Annotated in this window: 18 protein-coding genes, 5 tRNA genes and 1 other RNA gene; 17 read left to right on the forward strand and 7 right to left on the reverse strand. The window is 74.4% G+C overall.

Annotation, left to right across the window (positions count from 1 at the left end; translation table 11 throughout):
- Positions 1 to 171 precede the first annotated feature (171 nt).
- From K6U79_06880 to K6U79_06890, 3 genes are read left to right on the forward strand one after another with little or no spacing between them, the layout of a single operon-like run.
- Entirely contained in the window at positions 172 to 882 is a 711-nt protein-coding gene (locus tag K6U79_06880) for a response regulator transcription factor (protein ID MCL6522086.1), read from the forward strand.
- Between the two features lies 1 nt (position 883).
- A complete protein-coding gene (locus K6U79_06885; GenBank protein ID MCL6522087.1) occupies positions 884 to 2458 on the forward strand; it encodes a HAMP domain-containing histidine kinase in 1575 nt (524 codons plus the stop codon).
- 28 nt (positions 2459 to 2486) lie between these two features.
- Complete coding sequence (locus tag K6U79_06890; GenBank protein MCL6522088.1) at positions 2487 to 2915, forward strand: nucleoside deaminase; 429 nt, start codon at positions 2487 to 2489, stop codon at positions 2913 to 2915.
- Positions 2916 to 2997: 82 nt separating this feature from the next.
- Here the strand turns inward: K6U79_06890 and K6U79_06895 are convergent, their stop codons facing one another.
- The 4 genes from K6U79_06895 to menB all read right to left on the reverse strand — a co-directional run bounded on the left by K6U79_06895 (position 2998) and on the right by menB (position 7549).
- Complete coding sequence (locus K6U79_06895; GenBank protein ID MCL6522089.1) at positions 2998 to 4329, reverse strand: MFS transporter; 1332 nt, start codon at positions 4327 to 4329, stop codon at positions 2998 to 3000.
- A 66-nt stretch (positions 4330 to 4395) separates the two neighbouring features.
- Positions 4396 to 5271, reverse strand: coding sequence for a 1,4-dihydroxy-2-naphthoate octaprenyltransferase (gene menA, locus K6U79_06900; GenBank protein MCL6522090.1), 876 nt, complete (start codon positions 5269 to 5271; stop codon positions 4396 to 4398).
- A complete protein-coding gene (locus tag K6U79_06905) occupies positions 5268 to 6731 on the reverse strand; it encodes an AMP-binding protein (GenBank protein ID MCL6522091.1) in 1464 nt (487 codons plus the stop codon). The genes menA and K6U79_06905 overlap by 4 nt, the downstream gene beginning before the upstream one ends.
- A 2-nt stretch (positions 6732 to 6733) precedes the next feature.
- Positions 6734 to 7549: a 1,4-dihydroxy-2-naphthoyl-CoA synthase gene (menB, locus tag K6U79_06910; GenBank protein ID MCL6522092.1), complete on the reverse strand. Its 816-nt coding sequence runs from the start codon at positions 7547 to 7549 to the stop codon at positions 6734 to 6736.
- Between the two features lie 258 nt (positions 7550 to 7807).
- Here menB and K6U79_06915 point away from each other — a divergent pair.
- From K6U79_06915 to K6U79_06970, 12 genes are all read left to right on the forward strand, one after another.
- Positions 7808 to 7886: transfer RNA gene (locus K6U79_06915), tRNA-Arg, on the forward strand.
- 25 nt (positions 7887 to 7911) lie between these two features.
- A tRNA-Ser gene (locus K6U79_06920) sits at positions 7912 to 8000 on the forward strand.
- A gap of 9 nt (positions 8001 to 8009) precedes the next feature.
- A tRNA-Ser gene (locus tag K6U79_06925) sits at positions 8010 to 8099 on the forward strand.
- A 21-nt stretch (positions 8100 to 8120) separates the two neighbouring features.
- An RNA gene (gene ffs, locus K6U79_06930) (signal recognition particle sRNA large type) lies at positions 8121 to 8383 on the forward strand.
- Positions 8384 to 8413: 30 nt separating this feature from the next.
- Positions 8414 to 10057, forward strand: coding sequence for a DNA polymerase III subunit gamma/tau (dnaX, locus tag K6U79_06935; GenBank protein MCL6522093.1), 1644 nt, complete (start codon positions 8414 to 8416; stop codon positions 10055 to 10057).
- Complete coding sequence (locus tag K6U79_06940) at positions 10054 to 10413, forward strand: YbaB/EbfC family nucleoid-associated protein (GenBank protein MCL6522094.1); 360 nt, start codon at positions 10054 to 10056, stop codon at positions 10411 to 10413. The genes dnaX and K6U79_06940 overlap by 4 nt, the downstream gene beginning before the upstream one ends.
- A 15-nt stretch (positions 10414 to 10428) precedes the next feature.
- A complete protein-coding gene (gene recR / locus K6U79_06945) occupies positions 10429 to 11025 on the forward strand; it encodes a recombination mediator RecR (GenBank protein MCL6522095.1) in 597 nt (198 codons plus the stop codon).
- Positions 11026 to 11164: 139 nt separating this feature from the next.
- Positions 11165 to 11383, forward strand: coding sequence for a YaaL family protein (locus K6U79_06950; GenBank protein ID MCL6522096.1), 219 nt, complete (start codon positions 11165 to 11167; stop codon positions 11381 to 11383).
- Between the two features lie 34 nt (positions 11384 to 11417).
- A complete protein-coding gene (locus tag K6U79_06955) occupies positions 11418 to 11750 on the forward strand; it encodes a pro-sigmaK processing inhibitor BofA family protein (protein MCL6522097.1) in 333 nt (110 codons plus the stop codon).
- Positions 11751 to 11896: 146 nt separating this feature from the next.
- Complete coding sequence (gene gltX, locus K6U79_06960; GenBank protein ID MCL6522098.1) at positions 11897 to 13420, forward strand: glutamate--tRNA ligase; 1524 nt, start codon at positions 11897 to 11899, stop codon at positions 13418 to 13420.
- 189 nt (positions 13421 to 13609) lie between these two features.
- Positions 13610 to 13683 (forward strand) — tRNA-Gln (locus K6U79_06965).
- A gap of 10 nt (positions 13684 to 13693) precedes the next feature.
- Positions 13694 to 13769 (forward strand) — tRNA-Glu (locus tag K6U79_06970).
- 401 nt (positions 13770 to 14170) lie between these two features.
- On the opposite strand, the gene K6U79_06975 is transcribed toward K6U79_06970, so the two are convergent.
- Both K6U79_06975 and K6U79_06980 read right to left on the reverse strand, forming a co-directional pair.
- Positions 14171 to 14932, reverse strand: coding sequence for an HIRAN domain-containing protein (locus K6U79_06975; GenBank protein MCL6522099.1), 762 nt, complete (start codon positions 14930 to 14932; stop codon positions 14171 to 14173).
- A complete protein-coding gene (locus K6U79_06980) occupies positions 14910 to 15428 on the reverse strand; it encodes a HipA domain-containing protein (GenBank protein ID MCL6522100.1) in 519 nt (172 codons plus the stop codon). Before K6U79_06980 ends, K6U79_06975 begins: the two co-directional genes overlap by 23 nt.
- Positions 15429 to 16121: 693 nt before the next feature.
- Between K6U79_06980 and K6U79_06985 the strand changes: the two genes are divergently transcribed.
- Positions 16122 to 17018 carry an ABC transporter ATP-binding protein gene (locus tag K6U79_06985; protein MCL6522101.1) on the forward strand — a complete coding sequence of 299 codons (897 nt, stop codon included), beginning with the start codon at positions 16122 to 16124 and terminating at the stop codon, positions 17016 to 17018.
- On the forward strand, positions 17015 to 17815 hold the full coding sequence (locus K6U79_06990; protein MCL6522102.1) for an ABC transporter permease subunit: 801 nt from the start codon (positions 17015 to 17017) through the stop codon (positions 17813 to 17815). The genes K6U79_06985 and K6U79_06990 overlap by 4 nt, the downstream gene beginning before the upstream one ends.
- A 68-nt stretch (positions 17816 to 17883) precedes the next feature.
- Here K6U79_06990 and K6U79_06995 read toward each other — a convergent pair whose 3' ends face one another.
- The gene (locus K6U79_06995) at positions 17884 to 18474 is read right to left on the reverse strand and encodes a DUF134 domain-containing protein (GenBank protein ID MCL6522103.1); all 591 of its coding nucleotides are present in this window, start codon (positions 18472 to 18474) and stop codon (positions 17884 to 17886) included.
- Between the last annotated feature and the right edge of the window lie 37 nt (positions 18475 to 18511).

Consider the following 18511-nt stretch of genomic DNA (forward strand, 5'->3'; position numbering starts at 1 on the left):
GGCGGACGGCCCCTCCGACAGGATAGGAGGTGCCGCTCCTTCCCAGAAGCTTGCGCGAGACCCATGGTGGCACAAGCGGACGGCGGCCGCCAGCGGCGCCGGCGCGTTGCGGTATGGTGTAGGGGACGAAGGTGCCGCCAGGTTCGGCTTCGGGAGGGCCGGAAGGGGAAGGTGCGCATCCTGATCGTCGAGGACGAGCCGCGCCTCGCCAAGCTGCTCTGCCGGGCGATGGAGGAGGCCCGGCACACGGCCGAGTGCGTGCACGACGGCCGTCTGGGGCTGGAGCGGGCGCGGGCGGGCGGCTACGACCTGCTCATCCTGGACTGGCTGCTGCCCGGCCTGGACGGCCTCTCGCTCTGCCGCCGGCTGCGCGAGGAAGCGGGTCCCGCCGCCTCCGTCCCCGTCCTCATGCTGACCGCGCGCGACGCCGTCAGCGACCGCGTGGCAGGATTGGACGCGGGCGCCGACGACTACCTGACCAAGCCCTTCTCGCTGGAGGAGCTGGCGGCGCGCGTCCGGGCGCTGGAGCGGCGGATCGTGCGGCCGCTGCGCGAGGCGCAGGAGGCGCGCGAGATCGAGGCGGGCGGGCTGCGCTTCGACCCGGAGCTGCGCACGGTGCGGAGGCCCGGGCAGGAGCGGGAGGTCCGCCTGACGGTGCGCGAGGCGGCGGTGCTGGAGTGCTTCCTGCGGCATCCGGGGCAGGTGCTGAGCCGCGGGCAGATCCTGCGCCAGGCCTGGGACGACCCCCAGGTGGTGGGCGAGCAGACGGTGGACAGCGTCGTCTACTTGCTGCGCAAGAAGCTGGAGCCGCTGGAGCCGGGCTTCGGCATCCGCAGCGTGCGCGGGCTGGGCTACCGCCTGGAGCCGGACGGGCGGGAGTGAGATGTTCGAGCGCGTTCGCCGCCAGCTGACGCTCTGGCACGTGGGGACGCTGGCGCTGGTCCTGCTGCTCTTCGTGGGCGGCATCTACCTGGCGGCCAGCCGAACGCTGGCCGCCCAGCTGGACCGCTCGCTGGTGGACGAGAACCTGCGCGTGGGCCAGATGCTCGGCCTGCGCTGGACCGGCGACGGCTGGGTGACGGGGCCGCGGGTGGAGCTCTCCGAGGGCGAGCTGCACAACCCGCCCGGGCCGCAGGCGAGCGAGGGCGACGGCGAGGAGCCCGGGGGCAGCGAGTCGGACGAGGGCAACGCCCAGCCGCTGCCGCTGGACCAGGAGCACCTGGGTTTCGTCACCAGCTCCACGCTCCTCCTCTCGCCCGACGGGAACCTTCTGGCCGGCTCGCCGGGGGCGGAGAGCCTGGTCTCGCAGGGCCTGCTCCGGCCCGTGCCCTCGCTGCGGCAGCCCGCCTCGCTGACCGTCCCCTCGCCCGACGGGGCGATCCGCCTCTACGCCGCGCCGGTGCGCGACGCGTCGTCGGGGAAGAGGGTGGCCTGGCTGGTGACGGCGCGGCCCACCGGCTCGCTCCAGTCGAGTCTGCAGGGGCTGCTTCTGGTCCTGGCCGGGGCGGCCGGGGCGGCGCTGGTGGCGGCGGCCATCGGCGGCAGCCTGATGGCGGGGCGGGCGCTGGTGCCCATCCGGCGGGCCTGGGAGCAGCAGCGCAGCTTCATCGCCGACGCCTCGCACGAGCTGCGCACCCCGTTGGCGGTCATCCGCGGCAACGCCGAGCTGCTGGCCAAGCGCCTGGCCGAGCGCGGCGCCGGCGAGGAGCGGGAGATCGTCGCCGACATCCAGGACGAGGCGCTGCGCATGTCGAGCCTGGTGGAGGGGCTGCTGACGCTGGCCCGCGCCGACGCCGGCCGCCTGGAGCTGCGCCAGGAGCGGGTGGACGCGGCCGAGATCCTGCGGACCGTCGCCCGCCGGGCGCGGCCGCTGGCCGGGGAGCGCGGCCTGGAGCTGCGCGCCGAGCCGTCGGCGGGACCGCTCTACGTGCGCGGCGACCCCGACCGGCTGGTGCAGGCGCTCTGGATCCTGGTGGACAACGCGCTGCGCTACACGCCGGCGGGCGGGCGGGTGACGCTGGCCGCGCAGGCCGCCGCCCGGGGCGGGCGGGCCGGCGTGGAGCTGAGCGTGGCCGACACGGGCCCGGGCATCCCGCCCGAGCAGCGCGAGCGGCTCTTCGACCGCTTCTACCGCGGCGACCCCTCGCGCTCCAGCGAGGGGGCCGGTCTCGGCCTGGCCATCGCGCAGGCCATCCTGCGCGCGCATGGCGGCCGCGTCGAGGTGGAGAGCACCGTCGGGCGGGGGAGCCGCTTCCTGCTCTGGCTGCCGCGCGCCGCGGCGGCGACCGCGGCTGCGGCGGCCGGGACGGAGGCGCGGGGCGCGGCTCCGCTGCCGCCGCTTCCGCCCGTCGCGGCACCGGGCGCCCCGCCGGCCGGGGCGGCGGGAGCGGCCGGCACGGCAGGCGCGGCAGGCGCACCCGAGGAGGCGAGCTCGCATCCCGGCACCCTGGAAGGATGAGGAGCAGGCCGAGCGCGACGAGCGCTGGATGCGCGTCGCCCTGGAGGCGGCCCGCCGCGCCGCCGCGGCCGGCGACGTGCCGGTGGGCGCCGCGCTGGTGGAGGGCGACCGCCTGCTGGCGCTGGGCGAGAACCGGCGCGAGCGCGACCAGGACCCCACCGCCCACGCCGAGGTGGTCGCCCTGCGCGGCGCGGCCACGCTGCGCCGCCGCTGGCACCTGGAGGGGACGACGCTCTACGTGACCCTGGAGCCGTGCCCCATGTGCGCCGGGGCGCTGGTCCTGGCGCGGGTGGACGCCCTGGTCTACGCGGCCGCCGATCCCCGTGCCGGCGCCGTGCGGACGCTCTGGCGCATCGCCGACGACCCCCGGCTCAACCACCGCCTGGAGGTGCGCGGCGGCGTACTGGAGGCGGAGGCGGCGGAGCTGCTGCGCGCCTTCTTCCGCGAGCGCCGCTAGCGGAGACGCCGGCACGGAGCCTCCGCCCCGGGGGCCGGCCGTCTCCCGCCTCCGCCCCCTCTTCCCGCAAGGCCGCCCGGCCTCAGTCGCCCCGCAGCGCCGTCCGGTACGTCTCCGGCAGTCTCCGCGCCAGGAGGACGGCGAGCAGCGTGCCCGCGCCGCCCAGCGCGATGGCCGTGCGCACGTCCTGGCCCAGCGCCTGGGCCAGCGCCAGCGCCGCCGCCGGGGCGAGGCCGGCGCCCAGGGCGCGCGCCACGTAGTAGACGAAGTTCTGGGCCGTGGCCCGGCCGTGGGTGGGATAGAGCTCGGAGAGCCAGACGCCCTGGACGCCGAAGTAACCGTAGCCGGCCTGGAGCCAGAGGAAGGCGAAGAAAGGCCACGACGTCCACAGGGTGGCGGGCGTCGCCGGCAGACGGAGGAGCGGCCCGACGACCAGGTAGAGCCCGTAGCCCAGAAGGCCGAAGAGACCGGTGAGCACGAAGGAGCGCCGGCGCCCGAGCGCGTCGCCCAGCGCGCCGCCCGCCAGGTAGGCGGCGATGGCGGCCAGCCAGCCGGCGTAGCCCAGCGACGCCACCTGCGACGCCCCCAGGCCGAAGACCGTCGTCCACATGGCCGGCGCGAAGGTGGCGACCGCGTAGCCCCCGAAGAAGGCGCCCACCATCATGGCGGTGGCCAGGAGGGTGCGGCGGCCGGCGCCGCCCCCGAGGATCTCCGCCACGGTGGCGAGCGCCTGGCGACCGGCCCCGGGACCGCGCCCGGCGCCGGAGGCCGCCGCCTGGCGGCTGGCCAGCCAGACGCGCGACTCCGGCATGCCGAGGCGGATGGCCACGGCCAGGACGGCCACCAGGCCCAGGTAGCCCATGGCCCAGCGCCAGCCCTCGGCGCCGTAGCGCTGGCTGGTGAAGGCGTAGAGCCAGGCGGCGACGAAGCCGCCGGCCAGGAACATGGACTGGAGAAGCCCGCCCAGCCAGCCGCGGCGGTTGCGGGCGGCGGGGTAGGCCTCGCTGACGTAGGCGAAGGCGATGCCCGACTCGCCGCCGATGCCGACGCCGGCCAGGACGCGCAACAGGAGGAGCACCCGCAGGTCGGGCGCGAAGGCGCTGGCCAGCGTGAAGAGCGAGTAGGTGGCCACCGTCAGGGTCAGCCCCAGGCGGCGGCCGCGGCGGTCGGCCAGCGCGCCGAAGAGGAGGCCGCCGGCCACGCCCGCCACGTAGCTGGCCGCCTGCACCCAGGAGAGGCTGGCCAGCGAGGCGTGGAAGTAGCTGGCCAGAGGCGCCATCTCGTAGATGAAGATGGTGAAGTCGGCGCCGTCGAAGACGGTGCCCAGGAGCGCGAAAAGTAGGATGCGGAGCCTCTCGCCCCGCTCGTAGGGGAGCGCCTCCGCCACCTTCGCCGAAAGCCGCGTCTCGACCATGATCCTCCGTCACCCGCCTCGGACCGGCCCGGGCCCCGAGCGGCCCGGCCGGCGGATTCCGGGAAGTCAGAGCAGCGCCGCCAGCGCCAGACCGGCGGCCAGCAGGAGCCCGCTCACCAGATGGAAGGCGCCCGCGGGGGGCACCGGGTTGCCGAGGAAGAGGCGCTTCCTGAGGCGGAGCGCCAGCGGCAGCGCCAGCAGCGCCAGGAGGGAGGATGCGGGCAGGAGGCCGCCCGCCGCCATAGGCAGGGCGAGCAGCGGCGCGCCCAGCAGCAGCCCCTCCAGCAGCCTCGCCGCACGCTCGCGGCCGAGGAGGATGGCCAGCGTCCGGCGGCCGTGCTCGCGGTCCTTCTCCAGGTCGCGGGTGTTGTTGGCCAGGAGGATGGCCGCCACCGTCAGGCCCACCGGCAGCGAGGCCCAGAGGGCCGCCGCCGTCAGCCGGCCGCCCGCGGCCACCTCGGCTACGCCCACCTCCAGCGGGCCCATCAGCAGAAAGACCAGCGCCTCGCCGAAAGGCGTGGCGGCCACCGGACGCGGCCCGGCGCTGTACGCCAGGCTGAGCGCGGCCGCCAGGAGCCCCAGCAGGAGGAGAACCGGGCCGCGGGCGGCGGCCAGGGCGGCGCCCAGGAGGACGGCCAGCGCGTAGACGCCCGCCGTCAGGAAGCCCAGCGTCCGCGGGCGCATCCGCCCCGAGACCAGCACGCCCGCGATCCCCACCGCCCCCGGCCGGTCGAGGCCGCGGCGGTAGTCGAAGAGCTCGTTGGCCATGTTGGTGCCGATTTGGAGAAGCAGCGCCACCAGGAGCACGTCGGCGGTCCAGAGCGGCGAGAGCGGCCCGGTCAGCCCCGCCGCGGCCGTCCCCACCGCCACCGGCACCAGCGAGGCGGGAAGCGTCTCGGGGCGGGCGAGCCGCCAGAGGTCGCGTGCCTGCACAGGCTTCACCCCTCTTCGCGCGGGGGAGAGCCGGCGGCCAGCAGGCGGCGCCGGAGCTTGCCCGAGGCCGTCCGCGGCAGCCGGTCGACGACGTCGATGCGCTCCGGCACCTTGAAGTGCGCGATGCGCTCCCGCAGCCAGGCACCGAGCGCCCCGGCTTCCACCCGGGCGCCCGGACGGAGGACGACGGCCGCCCGGGGGCGCTCGCCCCAGAGCGGGTCGGGCACGCCCCAGACGGCCGCCTCCAGGACGGCCGGGTGGGCCAGGAGCGCCTCCTCCACCTCGGCCGGGGCGATCTTCTCGCCCCCCGAGACGATCAGCTCGTCGCTCCGGCCGGTGACGAAGAGGCAGCCGTCCTCGTCGAAGTAGCCCAGGTCGCCGGTGCGGAGCCAGCCGCCGGCGAAGGCGCGGCGGGTGGCGGCCGGGTCGCGCCAGTAGCCGGCGGCCACGGTGGGACCGCGGACCGCGATCTCCCCCGGCGTGCCCGGCGGCAGCGGCCCGAGCGCCTCGTCCACCACCCGCACCTCCGCAAAGGGGAGCGGCCGGCCGGCGGAGCCCGGGTGCGCACCGCCCGGCACGGGCGGCACGGTCACCACCTGGGAGGCCGTCTCGGTCATGCCGTAGGTGGGCAGGACCGGGCAGCCCAGCGCCTGGGCGCGCTCCAGGAGCGGCCTGGGCACCGGGCCGCCGCCCGCGAGGACGAGGCGGAGCGTGGGCGGGAAGGGCCGCCCGCCCCGCGCCCCCAGCATCCGCTCGAGCATGGTGGCCACCACGGAGAGCGCCTGCACGCGGCCCTCGTCGACGAGCCGGTTGACCTCCGCCGGGTCGAAGCGGCGCCGCAGCAGGAGCGCCGTCCCGAGGAGCACCGAGCGCGTCAGGAGGGCGAGACCGCCCACGTGGAAGAGGGGGAGGACCGCCAGCCAGCGCTCGCCGGGCAGCGAGCCGAGGTGGAGCGCCGAGGCGATCGCGTTCCACCAGAGGTTGGCGCGCGTCAGCAGCACGCCCTTCGGCCGGCCGGTGGTGCCCGAGGTGGTGACGATGGCGGCGACACCCGGGCCGGTGCCCTCCGGGCGGCGCCTCCGCCGCGGAGGCGTCCACGGCAGGCCGAAGACCGCCTCCGGCTCCAGCCACTCCAGGAGGCGGCGGAGCTCTCCGGCGGAGAGGCGGGTGTGGAGCGGCACGCAGACCGCGCGGAGCCGAAGGCAGGCGTGGAAGAGCGCCACCCACCCCAATCCGGCAGGAAGCGCCACCGCCACCCGCGACCCTTCCCCGACGCCGCGCCGGCGCAGCTCGGCGGCCACCCGGCCCGCCTGCCGGTCCAGCTCCGCCCAGCTCCAGGCGCGCCCGCCGGCCTCGACGGCGACGGCGCCCGGCGTCCGCGCGGCGCGCTCGGCCAGCCAGTCGGAGGCGACGGCCGCCGCGGGCGGCGCTTCCTGGTGCGCGAGGGGCGGTGCGGTACGCTCGCCCATGGCTACGGCAGGCGCGGGAAGCGCGAGAAGTCGGGCGCGCGCTTCTCGAGGAAGGCGTTCCGCCCCTCCTGCGCCTCCGCGGTCATGTAGAAGAGCATGGTGGCGTCGCCGGCCAGCTGCTGCAGGCCGGCGAGGCCGTCGGTGTCCGCGTTGAAGGCCGCCTTGAGGAGGCGGATGGCGGTGGGGCTCTTGGCCAGGATCTCCTCGGCCCAGGCGACCGTCTCCTCCTCCAGGCGCTCCAGCGGGACGACGGCGTTGACCAGGCCCATCTCCAGCGCTTCCCGGGCCGTGTAGCGGCGGCAGAGGTACCAGATCTCGCGCGCCTTCTTGTGGCCGACGACACGCGCCAGGAGCGCCGCGCCGTAGCCGCCGTCGAAGGAGCCGACCCTGGGGCCGGTCTGGCCGAAGACGGCGTTGTCGGCGGCGATGGTCAGGTCGCAGACGAGCTGGAGGACGTTGCCGCCTCCGATGGCGTAGCCGGCCACCATGGCGATGACGGGCTTGGGCAGCGTGCGGATCTGGCGTTGCAGGTCGAGCACGTTGAGGCGCGGGACGCCCCGCTCATCCAGGTAGCCGGCCTCGCCGCGCACGCGCTGGTCGCCGCCCGAGCAGAAGGCCTCGCGGCCCGCCCCGGTGAGGATGGCGACGCCGATCCCGGGGTCGTCGCGCACGCGCGCGAAGGCGTCCGAGAGCTCGAAGAGCGTCTGGGGCCGGAAGGCGTTGCGCACCTCCGGCCGGTTGATGGTGATCTTGGCGATGCCGCCGCTCCGCTCGAAGAGGACGTCCTGGTAGGTCTCGACCGTCTCCCAGCGCACCATGGGCTTCCCTCCCCGTCGCGGGGCCGGGGCGGGGCGCGCCTCCCGGCGGGCGGCCGGGCCGGCCCCGCTCCGACCGACTGGTCGGTCTACGAGAGAAAGCGTAGTTCGCGAGAGGGCGCCTGGCAAATCCCGCTAGAAGGTCCGCGCGGCCGCGCGCGGGCGAAAGCGGCCCCCGCGACGGGCGCGGGGACCGGTTGTGACGGATCGGAGGCCGTGCTAGCCTAGTAGAGCGCCGCGGGCATGCGGCGGCGAGTGCGTGCGCCCGTAGCTCAGAAGGAAAGAGCGGAGGTTTCCTAAACCTTGTCTGTCGGGGGTTCGAGTCCCCCCGGGCGCACCAGGGAGCGAGACCGTTCGACCTTCGCGGAGGGGTGTCCGAGCGGTTTAAGGTGCGGCTCTCGAAAAGCCGTGTGGTGATGAGCCACCGTGGGTTCGAATCCCACCCCCTCCGCCAGGAGTTCCCGGAAGGGTGCAGGAGTGGTTGAACTGGCACGCCTGGAGAGCGTGTGTACGGGGAACCGTACCGTGGGTTCGAATCCCACCCCTTCCGCCAGATCGTCTCTTGCGAGTTTGGCCGTGCTAGGCGGGGAGGTAGCGGTGCCCTGTACCCGCAATCCGCTTCAGCGGGGCTGAACGCCGCCCCCGGCCTGGCGCTGTGGGGTCCGCATCCGGCACGTGGTGTTGAGGATCGGGTCCTGCGCGACGTCCACCCGTGAACCCCGTCAGGTCCGGAAGGAAGCAGCGGTAAGCGGGCGAGGGCGGGTGCCGCAGGGGTGCCGGGTCTGAGCCGGCGACCGGAAGACGCCCGGAGCGACCAGGTCAAAGGCGGCCGCACGGCCGCATCTTGGCGGAGTTGCGAGGCCCCCTCTGCGGGGCCTCGCTCCTCGTGGGGCCGGCGCGCGGCCCCGGGAAGCGGAGGCGGCGAAGACGGCCGAGTACCAGGCGCTCTACCGCGAGTGGCGGCCCCGCACCTTCGCCGAGGTGGTGGGCCAGGAGCACGTGGTGCGCGCGCTCCGGCGGGCGGTCGCCGGCGGGCGGGTGGCGCACGCCTACTGCTTCGCCGGACCGCGCGGCACGGGCAAGACCTCGGTGGCGCGCATCCTCGCGCGCGCGGTCAACTGCCTGGAGCCGCGCGAGGGCGAGCCGTGCAACGCCTGCCGGCCGTGCCGGGAGGCGCTGGAGGGCGCCTTCCTGGACCTGGTGGAGATCGACGCCGCCTCCAACCGCGGCATCGATCAGATGCGCGAGCTCTTGGAGCGCGTCCACCTGGCGCCGGTGGAGGGCCGGCGCAAGGTCTACATCATCGACGAGGCGCACATGCTGACCGCCGACGCCTTCAACGCCTTCCTGAAGACGCTGGAGGAGCCGCCGGCGTACGCGCTCTTCGTGCTGGCCACCACCGAGCCGCAGAAGGTGCCCGTCACCATCCTCTCGCGCTGCCAGCGCTTCGACTTCCACCGCATCGAGGAAGAGCGCATCGTCGCCCACCTGGCGCGGGTGGCGGAGAGCCTGGGCGCGAGCCTGGAACCGGCCGCGCTGGAGGCGCTGGCGCGCTACGCCGAGGGCGGGCTGCGCGACGCGCTCAGCCTCTTGGACGAGTGCCTGGCCGCGGGCGCGCGGACGGTGGACGACGTGGCCGCCGTGCTGGGCACGGCGCCCTCGCAGGCGCTGGAGGCGCTCTCCCGGGCGCTGGCGGAGGGCGACGCGGCCGGCTGTCTGGCGGTGGTGGAGGAGCTGGCGCGGGAGGGCAAGGACTTCCGCCAGGTGCTCCTCGACCTGACCGCCCATCTGCGCGGGGAGCTGCTGGCGCTGCTGGGGGCGGGCGGGAGCCCGGGTGCGGCCGGCCGCGGGCAGGCCGGTTCGCGCTGGCGGCCGGAGCCGCTCCTGGCCACGCTGGAGGCGCTGGCCGACCTGGAGGGCGAGCTGCGCTGGGCGGCGCGGCCGCGCGCCCGCTTCGAGCTGGGGCTGCTGGGGGCGATGGCACGGGCGGGCCACACCCTCGGGAACGGCGGCGACCCGCCGTCGGAGCGCCCGCGGGAGGCGCCCGAGGAAGCCCCGCCGGCCGCCCCGCCTCTCCTCTTCCGGAACGAGGCGAACGAGGCGGCGATCGCCGACCCGCCCGGGCCGCCCGCGGGCGGGGAGGAGGAGCTCGAGCGCGTGCGCCAGCTCTGGCCGGAGGTGGTCCGGCGGGCGCGGCGGCGGTCGGCCAAGCTGGCGGCCTTCCTCGAGCCGGCGCGGCCGGCGGCGGTGGAGGAGGGGGCACTGGTCCTCGACTTCCCGCCGCTCTACGACTTCCACCGCCAGCAGCTGGGCGAACCACCGCAGCGCGAGATGCTGGAGGAGGTCCTGGCGGAGCTGCTGGGGCGTAGACTACCCATCAAAAGCCGCCGGGCGGAGCCGAACGAGGGCTCGGAGCTGGCCGAGCCGGTGCGCCGCGCGCTGGAGAAGCTCGGCCCCGGCGCGCGCGTCCGCGAGGAGGGCGCCGGCGAGGGCGAGGAGGAAGGCCGATGAGCTTCAACGTCAACCGCCTGCTCAAGCAGCTGGAGAAGGTGCAGGGCGACATGGCCCGCGCCCAGGAGGAGCTGCGCCAGAAGCGCGTGGAGGCGACGGCCGGCGGCGGCGCCGTCACCGCCGTCGTCGACGGCACGGGCGTGCTCCAGTCGGTCCGCATCCAGCGCGAGGTGCTGGGCGACCAGCCGGGCGAGGCGGAGCTGGAGATGCTGCAGGACCTGATCGTGGCCGCCGTGGGCGAGGCGCAGCGCCAGGCGCGCGAGGCGGCGGCGCAGGAGATGGCCAAGGCGACCGGCGGCCTGGCCGGCGGCCTGCCCAACCTGCCCGGCCTGCCCGACCTGGGCGGCCTCTTCTGAAGCGGGGGCGAGCCCTTGGAGTACGCCGCGCCCATCGCCCGCCTCATCGCCGAGCTGGAGCGCCTGCCGGGTGTGGGGCCGAAGACCGCCCAGCGGCTGGCGCTCCACCTCCTCAACCGGCCGCGGGAGGAGGTGGCGGCGCTGGCCTCGGCCCTGCTGGAGGCGAAGGACCGGATCCACCCCTGCTCCGTCTGCGCCAACCTGACCGACACCGACCCCTGCGCCATCTGCTCCGACCCCCGGCGCGACGAGAGCCTCCTCTGCGTGGTGGAGGAGCCGAAGGACGTCATCGCGCTGGAGCGGACGCACGAGTTCCACGGCCGCTACCACGTGCTGATGGGCGCCATCTCGCCGCTCAGCGGGATCGGCCCCGACGACCTGCGCGTCGACGCCCTCCTCGCCCGCCTCAAGGAAGGGAAGATCCGCGAGGTGGTGCTGGCCACCGACCCCGACGTGGAGGGCGAGGCGACCGCCATGTACCTGGCCCGCCTGCTCAAGCCGCTGGGCGTCCAGACCAGCCGCCTGGCGCGCGGCCTCCCCGAGGGCGGCGACCTGGACTACGTCGACGAGGTCACCCTGGCCCGCGCCCTGGAGGGGCGCCGCGCCATCTGAAGGGCGCCGCGCCCCGGTTGCCCCTCCCAGTTGCCGGACATACTCCCAGTATCCGCCGCGGCCGCGCGGCCATCGCGCGGCCGCCGGGCGCATAGCCTGGTCTCAGGCGGATGGGGGTGATCGCGTGGCCGGGGAAGGCATGCCCTCCGTGGCCGACGACCCGCTCTTCGACGACGTGGTGGAGCAGGCGCGGCGCGAGCTGGAGGCGGCGCGCAGCTACTTCGACTCGGTCACCGACCCGGAGCTGGTGGACCATGCCATCCATCTCCTCAACGCCGCCGAGAAGAAGTACATGTACCTCGTCCACCGGGCGCAGCGCGACGAGCGGCGCGACGGCCTCGGGGAGCGGTCCGGCTGAGGGCGCGCGCCGCCCGCGCCGGGTCGGGCCGAGGATGAACGGGCGGACGGCGGCCGGGCTGGCCTTCTGGACGGCGCTCCTGGCGGCGCTGGTCATCGTCCTGACGCTCTGGGCGCTGACCGCGCCGCTGGCGCTGGCGACGCGCCGCCTGGCGGGCTGGCTCGGGCGCGCCCTGGCGCTGGCGGCACGCCTCCTCCGCCGGCCCCTGGCCAACCTGGCGGGCGGCACGGCGGCGGTGGCGGCGGCCAACCTGCTCCTGGCGCCGGGCCTCCACGTGGGCTGGAACCTCTGGAACCTGGCGCTCCTCGCCGTGCTGGGGCTGCCGGGGGCGCTGCTGCTGGTGGCGCTGGCGCGCTGGCCCTTCTGAGCGGGGAGCGGGGCCGCGGCGGCGCGGCGGGGCGGCGGCGGGGCGGCGGCGGGGCGGCGCCTGCGGCCGCTTCCTCGTTCTGCTAGACTGGGACAGGTCATCCCGGCCCGGTCCGCCGGGCCCCCAAGCGAGGCGCGCGAACACCCATGGACAGCGTGCGGGTCCGCTTCGCGCCCAGCCCCACCGGCTACCTCCACCTGGGCGGGGCGCGGACGGCGCTCTTCAACTGGCTCTTCGCCCGCCATCACGGCGGCGCCTTCATCCTGCGCATCGAGGACACCGACCGGCAGCGCTCCACCGAGGCCTCGGTGGGCGCCATCACCGGCGGGCTCCGCTGGCTGGGCCTGGAGTGGGACGAGGGTCCCGAGGTGGGCGGTCCCTATGGCCCCTACTTCCAGTCCGAGCGCCAGGCGGGCTACCGGGAGGCGGCGGCCAGGCTGCTGGAGCGCGGGCTCGCCTACCGCTGCTACTGCACGCCCGAGGAGCTGGAGGCGCGGCGGAAGGAGGCGCTGGCCGAGGGGCGCGCGCCGCGCTACGACCGGCGCTGCCTCCGCCTGAGCGAGGCCGAGCGCCGGCGGCTGGAGGCGGAGGGGCGGCGGCCGGCCATCCGCCTGCTGGCGCCCGACGAGGGAGTCACCGTCGTCCACGACCTGGTGCGCGGCGACGTGGAGTTCGAGAACGCGGCGGTGATGGACGACTTCGTCATCGTCAAGTCGGACGGCTTCCCCACCTACAACTTCGCCGCCGTCGTCGACGACGCCGCCATGCGCGTCACCCACGTCCTCCGCGCCGAGGAGCACCTCTCCAACACGCCCAAGCAGCTGGCCGTCTACCGGGCACTGGGCCTGGAGCCGCCCGCCTTCGGCCACCTGCCCATGATCCTCGCGCCCGACCGCTCCAAGCTCTCCAAGCGCCATGGCGCCATCGCGGTGGAGGAGTTCCGCGAGCGGGGCTTCCTGCCGGAGGCCATGGTCAACTACCTGGCGCTCCTGGGCTGGTCGCCGGGCGGCGAGGAAGAGTTCCTGACGCGCGAGGAGCTGGTCGCCCGCTTCGACCTCGACCGCGTCGGCCGCCAGCCAGCCGTCTACGACGTGGAGAAGCTGGCCTGGATGAACGCGCGCTACCTGCGCGAGGCCGACCTGGGCCGCCTCGCCGAGCTGACCGCACCGCTCCTGGAGCGGGCCGGGCTGGTGGAGCCAGGCGCGCTGGCGGGCGCCGAGCGGCGGCGGCTGGAGGGCATCCTGGCCGCCGGGCGCGACCGCGTGCGCACGCTGGGCGAGGTGCCCGAGGCCTTCCCCTACTTCTGGCGCGCGCCGGAGCCCGAGGACTTCGACCCCAAGGGCGTCAGGAAGCACTTCCTCGCCCCGGAGCCCGGCCTGCCCCCGGCGCCGGAGCGGCTCCGCGCCGCCGCCGCCGCGCTCGAGGCGCTGCCGGCCTGGGAGGAGGAGCAGGCCGAGGCCGCCTTCCGCGCGCTCTGCGAGGAGCGCGGCTGGAAGACCGGCCATCTCTTCCACCCGGTCCGCCTGGCGGTGAGCGGCCGCACGGTCGGCCCGAGCCTCTTCGCCCTGCTGACGCTCCTCCCGCGCGAGGAAGTGCTCCGCCGGCTCCGCGCCGCCGCCCAGTGGATCGAGCAGGGCCGCTTCGCCGCCCTGGCCGCCCGCGCCACGTGACCGGCGGCGGGCGGCGCCGCGGCCGGTGCGCCGCCGGCCAGGCGGCGGGTCGGCTTTCGCTCGCCCGTTGCGGAGGGGTCGCCCCGCGTGCTATAGTCCTGCTTGCCGGTGCGCCGCGCGGTCCGGGACGGTGAAGGTCGCGCCCGCGGACGCGGACGCCCGCCGCGACAGGCGCCGGGCATGGGCAGTTGGGGGATCGTCCAACGGTAGGACACATGACTCTGGATCATGGAATCCTGGTTCGAATCCAGGTCCCCCAGCCAGGAGATTTCCGCCGGATTCGTCTAGAGGCCCAGGACGCCGCCCTCTCACGGCGGTAACGCGGGTTCGAATCCCGCATCCGGTACCAAAATTCGTCGGGAGCCTTGCGCGGCAAGGCTCCCGTTTTTTGTGGAGCGGGTGCAGGCCGGTAAGCATTGTCCTGGTTGTAGCTGGGGGGTCGCCGCGCTTGCCCGAATCGGGGAGCTCGCCGGTAGGCCCTCCGGGCAACTTGTCGTGCCGTCCTCTCACGGGCAGGAGGGACTCGTTACCCGCGGTGAAGATCCGCGAGAAGTTCCTCGACGGATTCGAAGCACTCTACGTTTCCCGCCTTGAGGTCATGGATCGGCTGCCGGAGATCCTCCGCCCACTCGGGGGCGCAGAAGTAGCGCTCCCGGCGGGTTACGAAGTCGACCAGCTTGGCGATGGTCCGACAGTGCTCGTTCGACATACGAAAGGGTATGGCCCCCCTCGACCCAGGACGTCTCCCGGCTAGGCCAGCACGACCTCGGCGTATCGCTCCAGCCGCTCGGGTACGGCCCTGACGGCGAGGCGGTCGCCCAGCAGGCTCGCGGCCCTTCCCTCGAGCTCGACGATCAGCCGGACGGCCGGATTCTCGGCCGGGCCAACGTCCGCCACCCTCGCCCGGTACTGGTCGCGGCGGACGCTTTCGGTCAAGCACCAGCTATACACCGCCGGGACGTAGCCGATGTGTACGCCGGAGGGCGAGAGGACGCGGATGGCGTTGACGTCGAACGGGTTCTCTTCCTCCAGCTCCAGGCGCACCGGGACCCCGGGGCGGAGCTCGCCGATGACACGCTCGCCTTCGTAGTAGCGCCAACCCGCGACGGCGAAACGCAAATGATACAGATCGTTCACGTCCTCGATGGAGATCGGCTCCAGGAACTCCATGGTATCCGTCGGCAGTCGGCCGCCGGTCACGCGGAGGTATTCGATCCCATCCTCCGGGCGTACGCCGAGATGGGCCCACTCCTCGCTGCTCCACGTCTGCGGGATCCGGCGCCGGAACGTGGCGAAGAGAACGTGGCTGTGCCACTCCCCGTCCGGGTAGGGGAACTCGTCCAGTAAGCGAAATCCGGCTCCGATGGCCTCGTCCAGGGATCCCGGCACCTCGCGCTCGTACCGGAAGCCGCATGAGCCTTCCCCCTGCCAGAGGTGGCCGATGAGGTACCTCCTCCTGGTAACCGGGTGCTGCCAGACGACCAGCACCTCACGCCGCACCGTCGAATCCACCTCCCGCCCCTCCGAGGATCCCATCCCTGCGACGCCGCAGAATGTCAACCGCCAACCGCCATCGCTCGGGCGTCATGATATGCTCTCGGTCGACCACGGACTCGACCAACGCGCGGATCACGGAGTCTGTCAGTCTCCCTACCAGGTCTTGAAACCCGGCCAGAAACCCATCCATAGCCAGGAGAGCCTCCAGCAGCTCCCGGAGCTTGGCCCTCCCGCGGCGGGGGGAGACCGCTATCTCGTAACGGAAACCCGTGTCAAAACGATCCAGACCCTGCATGAGATATCGTCCCACCCGCAGAGGATCCAGACCGCTCCCGAAAGCCGACCCGTGATCATACCACGGAGCCATCACAGCGGCCCCCTCGCTATGCCAGACGATCCCCCAATTGGACGGATGGCGATCCGCGTTGGCGATGAGGATGTCGAAGCACACCATCCGGATCACGCTGGAGCGAGCCTCGTGGGGCGCCAGGTACCGCGAAAGCCCGGCCACGACCTCCCCCAGAGTCGGTCGTCTCTCGCCCGGCATGCGGCCGACGACGTCCACACCTTCGCGGAGCGCGTACCCTTGCGGCACGAAGTCTCTTATTAGCGCACCTACACGTCCGTCCATAGTGGCCGACTGGACTGTCCGGAACCGGAAGGCCAAGGTACTTCCCGACGTATGCGGCCAGGACCTCGGCGCCGACCTCGCCCGTCACAAAGCCGGATGGACCCGGGTGTTCCTTCGGCAGCTTGAAGAGGTACTTGACCCCATCAGGACCGTAGACCCAATAGCCCTGGCGGCTGCCAGAGCTCTTCTTCTCGTCTTTCCGCCAGTCCGAGATGTCCAGCATTCACACACTATGCAACGAGGAAGGGCGAGACGGTGGGAACCTTCGACCATAACATGGCATCGGCTCCCAGTTTCGCTGCTGAGCCGCGGTTTCCTCCTGACAGTGAAAGCGGTGGGCTGCCTCTGCCGCGACGCTCTGCGCCCCTACCTCCGCCGCGCCCCACTGGCCGGGACCCCGCGAGGTCCCTTGGAGCCCCGGCTAGCGTCTGGGCCACCTTGCCCTCGCCATACCTGCCGACCATGCCGGCGGCCACGCGGACGCAGGCTACGGAAAAAGCTCGACAGGCGGTCGTCGAGTGAGGCTCCGCGTGCTACCCTGCCCGGGGACGGCTGGGGCGGGGGGCGAGCTGCGTGGCAGTGATCGAGACCCGGCATCTGAGCAAGTACTACGGGGGTCGCCGCGGCGTCGAGGATGTCTCGCTGGAGGTGGAGCCCGGCGAGATCTTCGGTTTCCTCGGGCCCAACGGCGCCGGGAAGACCACCACCATCCGGCTCCTGTTGGGCTTCCTGCGCCCCAGCGGGGGCGAGGCGCGCCTCTTCGGGCTGGAGACGCGCCGTCACGGCCTGGAGATCCGGCGCCGCACCGGCTACCTGCCCAGCGACGTCAGCCTCTATCCGAACCTGCGCGGCCGCGAGCTGGTCGAGTTCACGCTGGCGACGCGGGGGTTGCGCGCCGGCAGGCGGGTGGAGGAGCTGAGCAGCCGCCTCGATGTGGACCTCGGGCTTCCGGTCAAGCAGCTCTCGCGCGGCATGCGCCAGAAGGTGGCGCTCGTCGCCGCGCTGGCCCACGAACCCGAGCTGATCCTCCTGGACGAGCCGGATACGGGGCTCGACCCCCTGATGCAGCGGACGCTGGAGGAGCTCCTGCGGGAGGAAGTGGCGCGCGGTCGGACGGTCTTCCTCTCCTCGCATCATCTGGCGCAGGTGGAGGCGCTCTGCCACCGCGTCGCCGTCATCCGCGAGGGGAGGGTGGTGGCGGTGGACGAGGTCGCCTCGCTCCGGAGGATGCGCCTCAAGAGGGTGCAGGCCAGCTTCGCCCAGGAGCCGCCCTCCCTGGAGGGGCTGGAAGGGGTGCGGGACGTCCGGCGGGAGGGGCGGCGCCTCGTCTTCCACGTCTCCGGCGACTTGCGGCCGGTCTTGCGCAGGCTGGCGGAGAGCGAGCTGAGCGACCTCTCGGTGGAGGAGCCGAGCCTCGAGGAAGTCTTCCTGGCCTACTTCAGCGGGGCGGAGGGGGGCGGGCGACCGTGATCCTCCTCTTCCGGCAGTACCTGCGCCTGGGGCGGGGCGCGCTGCTGGGCTGGGCGGCCGGCATGGCGGCCTACACCTGGTTCGCCGTCTCCCTCTACCCGAGCCTGGGCGGCGCGAAGGGGGGCTCCCTGCAACAGTACCTCCAGCAGCTGCCCCCGGCCCTGAAGGCCATCGTGGGGAGCCGCCTCTCGCTGGCCACGCTGGACAGCTACCTGGCGGCCGAGATCTACTCGCTCCTCCCCCTCGTGCTGGCCGTCTACGCCGCCGTGGCGGCCGCCGGCGTGCTCTGCCGCGAGGTCGACCAGGGGACGGCCGAGTTCCTCTTCGCGCAGCCGGTCAGCCGGACGCAAGTCCTGCTGGGCCGCTTCGCCGCCATCGCCGTGCAGCTGCTGGCGGTCCACGCGGCGGTGCTCCTGGCCGCCTGGGGCGGCGCGGCCGCCGCCGGACAGAGCCTCTCCCTGGCAGGAAGCCTGCGCGCCCTCGCGCTCTCCTTCCTGGTCGCGCTGGCGCTGGCGGCGCTGATGCTGCTGCTCTCCCTGGCCTTCAGCGACTCCAGCCAGGCCACCTTCGCCGGCCTCGGCCTGGCCCTCGGCCTCTACGTCGTCACGGTCGCCCTCCGCGCGGCCGGCCGTTACCACCGCCTGCTGCCGTGGCTGATCTTCGGCCGCTTCGACGCCACCGTGGCGGTCTCGACCGCAGACGGCTTCGCGCGCGCGGCGGCTGCGCTCCTGGCCTACGCGCTCCTCTTCGTCACGGCGGCCGCGGTGCTGGTGGAGCGGCGCGACCTCCGGCTCTGAGGCCCGGGCGGCCCTCCGGAGCCGCAGCCGGCGCCGGCGGGCCGCCATGCCTCCCGCGGCCGCAGGGCTCACGCCCGAGGCTCCTGCCCCGGCTCTCCGCCCAGCTCCTCGAGCCGCTGCCTCACCCGGCGCAGGCGCTCCTCGAGATGGGTCGCCATCCGCTCCAGGTGCTCGCGCTCCTGCCAGCCGGGCGGCCCGGCGGTGGCGCCGCCCCGGTCGGCGTGCCCGCCGCCCCAGGCGGGGCCGTGACCGCCCTCGGCGCCCGCGCCGCGAGCCGCGTGGCCGTGCGGGCCATGGGGCCCGTAACCTCCTCCGAACGGACCGCATCCGTGACGCATCCTCTCACCTCCCTCCGGCGGGGTCGCCGCGCCGAGGCGGTAGCTGCCGCCGCCCACGGTGATGACCCAGCCGCCGGTCAGCGCCCGGGCCACCTTCTGGCGCGCGGCGGAGAGGAGGCGCTGGAAGGTGCTCCTCGAGACGCCCATGCGGGCGGCGGCCTCCTCCTGCTCCAGGCCCAGCGCGTCGGCCAGGCGGAGGCTCTCCCACTCGTCCACCGTCAGCTCCACGCGCCCCCGGCCCGCCGGCGGCCCGCCGGCAGGAAGGAAGGCGCCCACCGGCGGCTCGCAGCCGACCCAGCGGGGCTTGCGGCGAGGCGGCACCCCTTCGTCCCTCCCGATATGGGTATATACCCATATC

It is taken from the genome of Bacillota bacterium (assembly GCA_023511835.1).
Classification (GTDB): Bacteria; Bacillota; Sulfobacillia; order JAIMAT01; family JAIMAT01; genus JAIMAT01.

Bases quoted from the DNA above. Each gene is read 5' to 3' on its own strand.
- menB (MCL6522092.1), bottom strand. From the start codon at position 7,549: ATGGTGCGCTGGGAGACGGTCGAGACCTACCAGGACGTCCTCTTCGAG.
- gltX (MCL6522098.1), top strand. From the start codon at position 11,897: ATGGACAGCGTGCGGGTCCGCTTCGCGCCCAGCCCCACCGGCTACCTC.
- K6U79_06905 (MCL6522091.1), bottom strand. From the start codon at position 6,731: ATGGGCGAGCGTACCGCACCGCCCCTCGCGCACCAGGAAGCGCCGCCC.
- K6U79_06890 (MCL6522088.1), top strand. From the start codon at position 2,487: ATGCGCGTCGCCCTGGAGGCGGCCCGCCGCGCCGCCGCGGCCGGCGAC.
- K6U79_06955 (MCL6522097.1), top strand. From the start codon at position 11,418: ATGAACGGGCGGACGGCGGCCGGGCTGGCCTTCTGGACGGCGCTCCTG.
- K6U79_06950 (MCL6522096.1), top strand. From the start codon at position 11,165: ATGCCCTCCGTGGCCGACGACCCGCTCTTCGACGACGTGGTGGAGCAG.
- K6U79_06885 (MCL6522087.1), top strand. From the start codon at position 884: ATGTTCGAGCGCGTTCGCCGCCAGCTGACGCTCTGGCACGTGGGGACG.
- K6U79_06895 (MCL6522089.1), bottom strand. From the start codon at position 4,329: ATGGTCGAGACGCGGCTTTCGGCGAAGGTGGCGGAGGCGCTCCCCTAC.
- K6U79_06940 (MCL6522094.1), top strand. From the start codon at position 10,054: ATGAGCTTCAACGTCAACCGCCTGCTCAAGCAGCTGGAGAAGGTGCAG.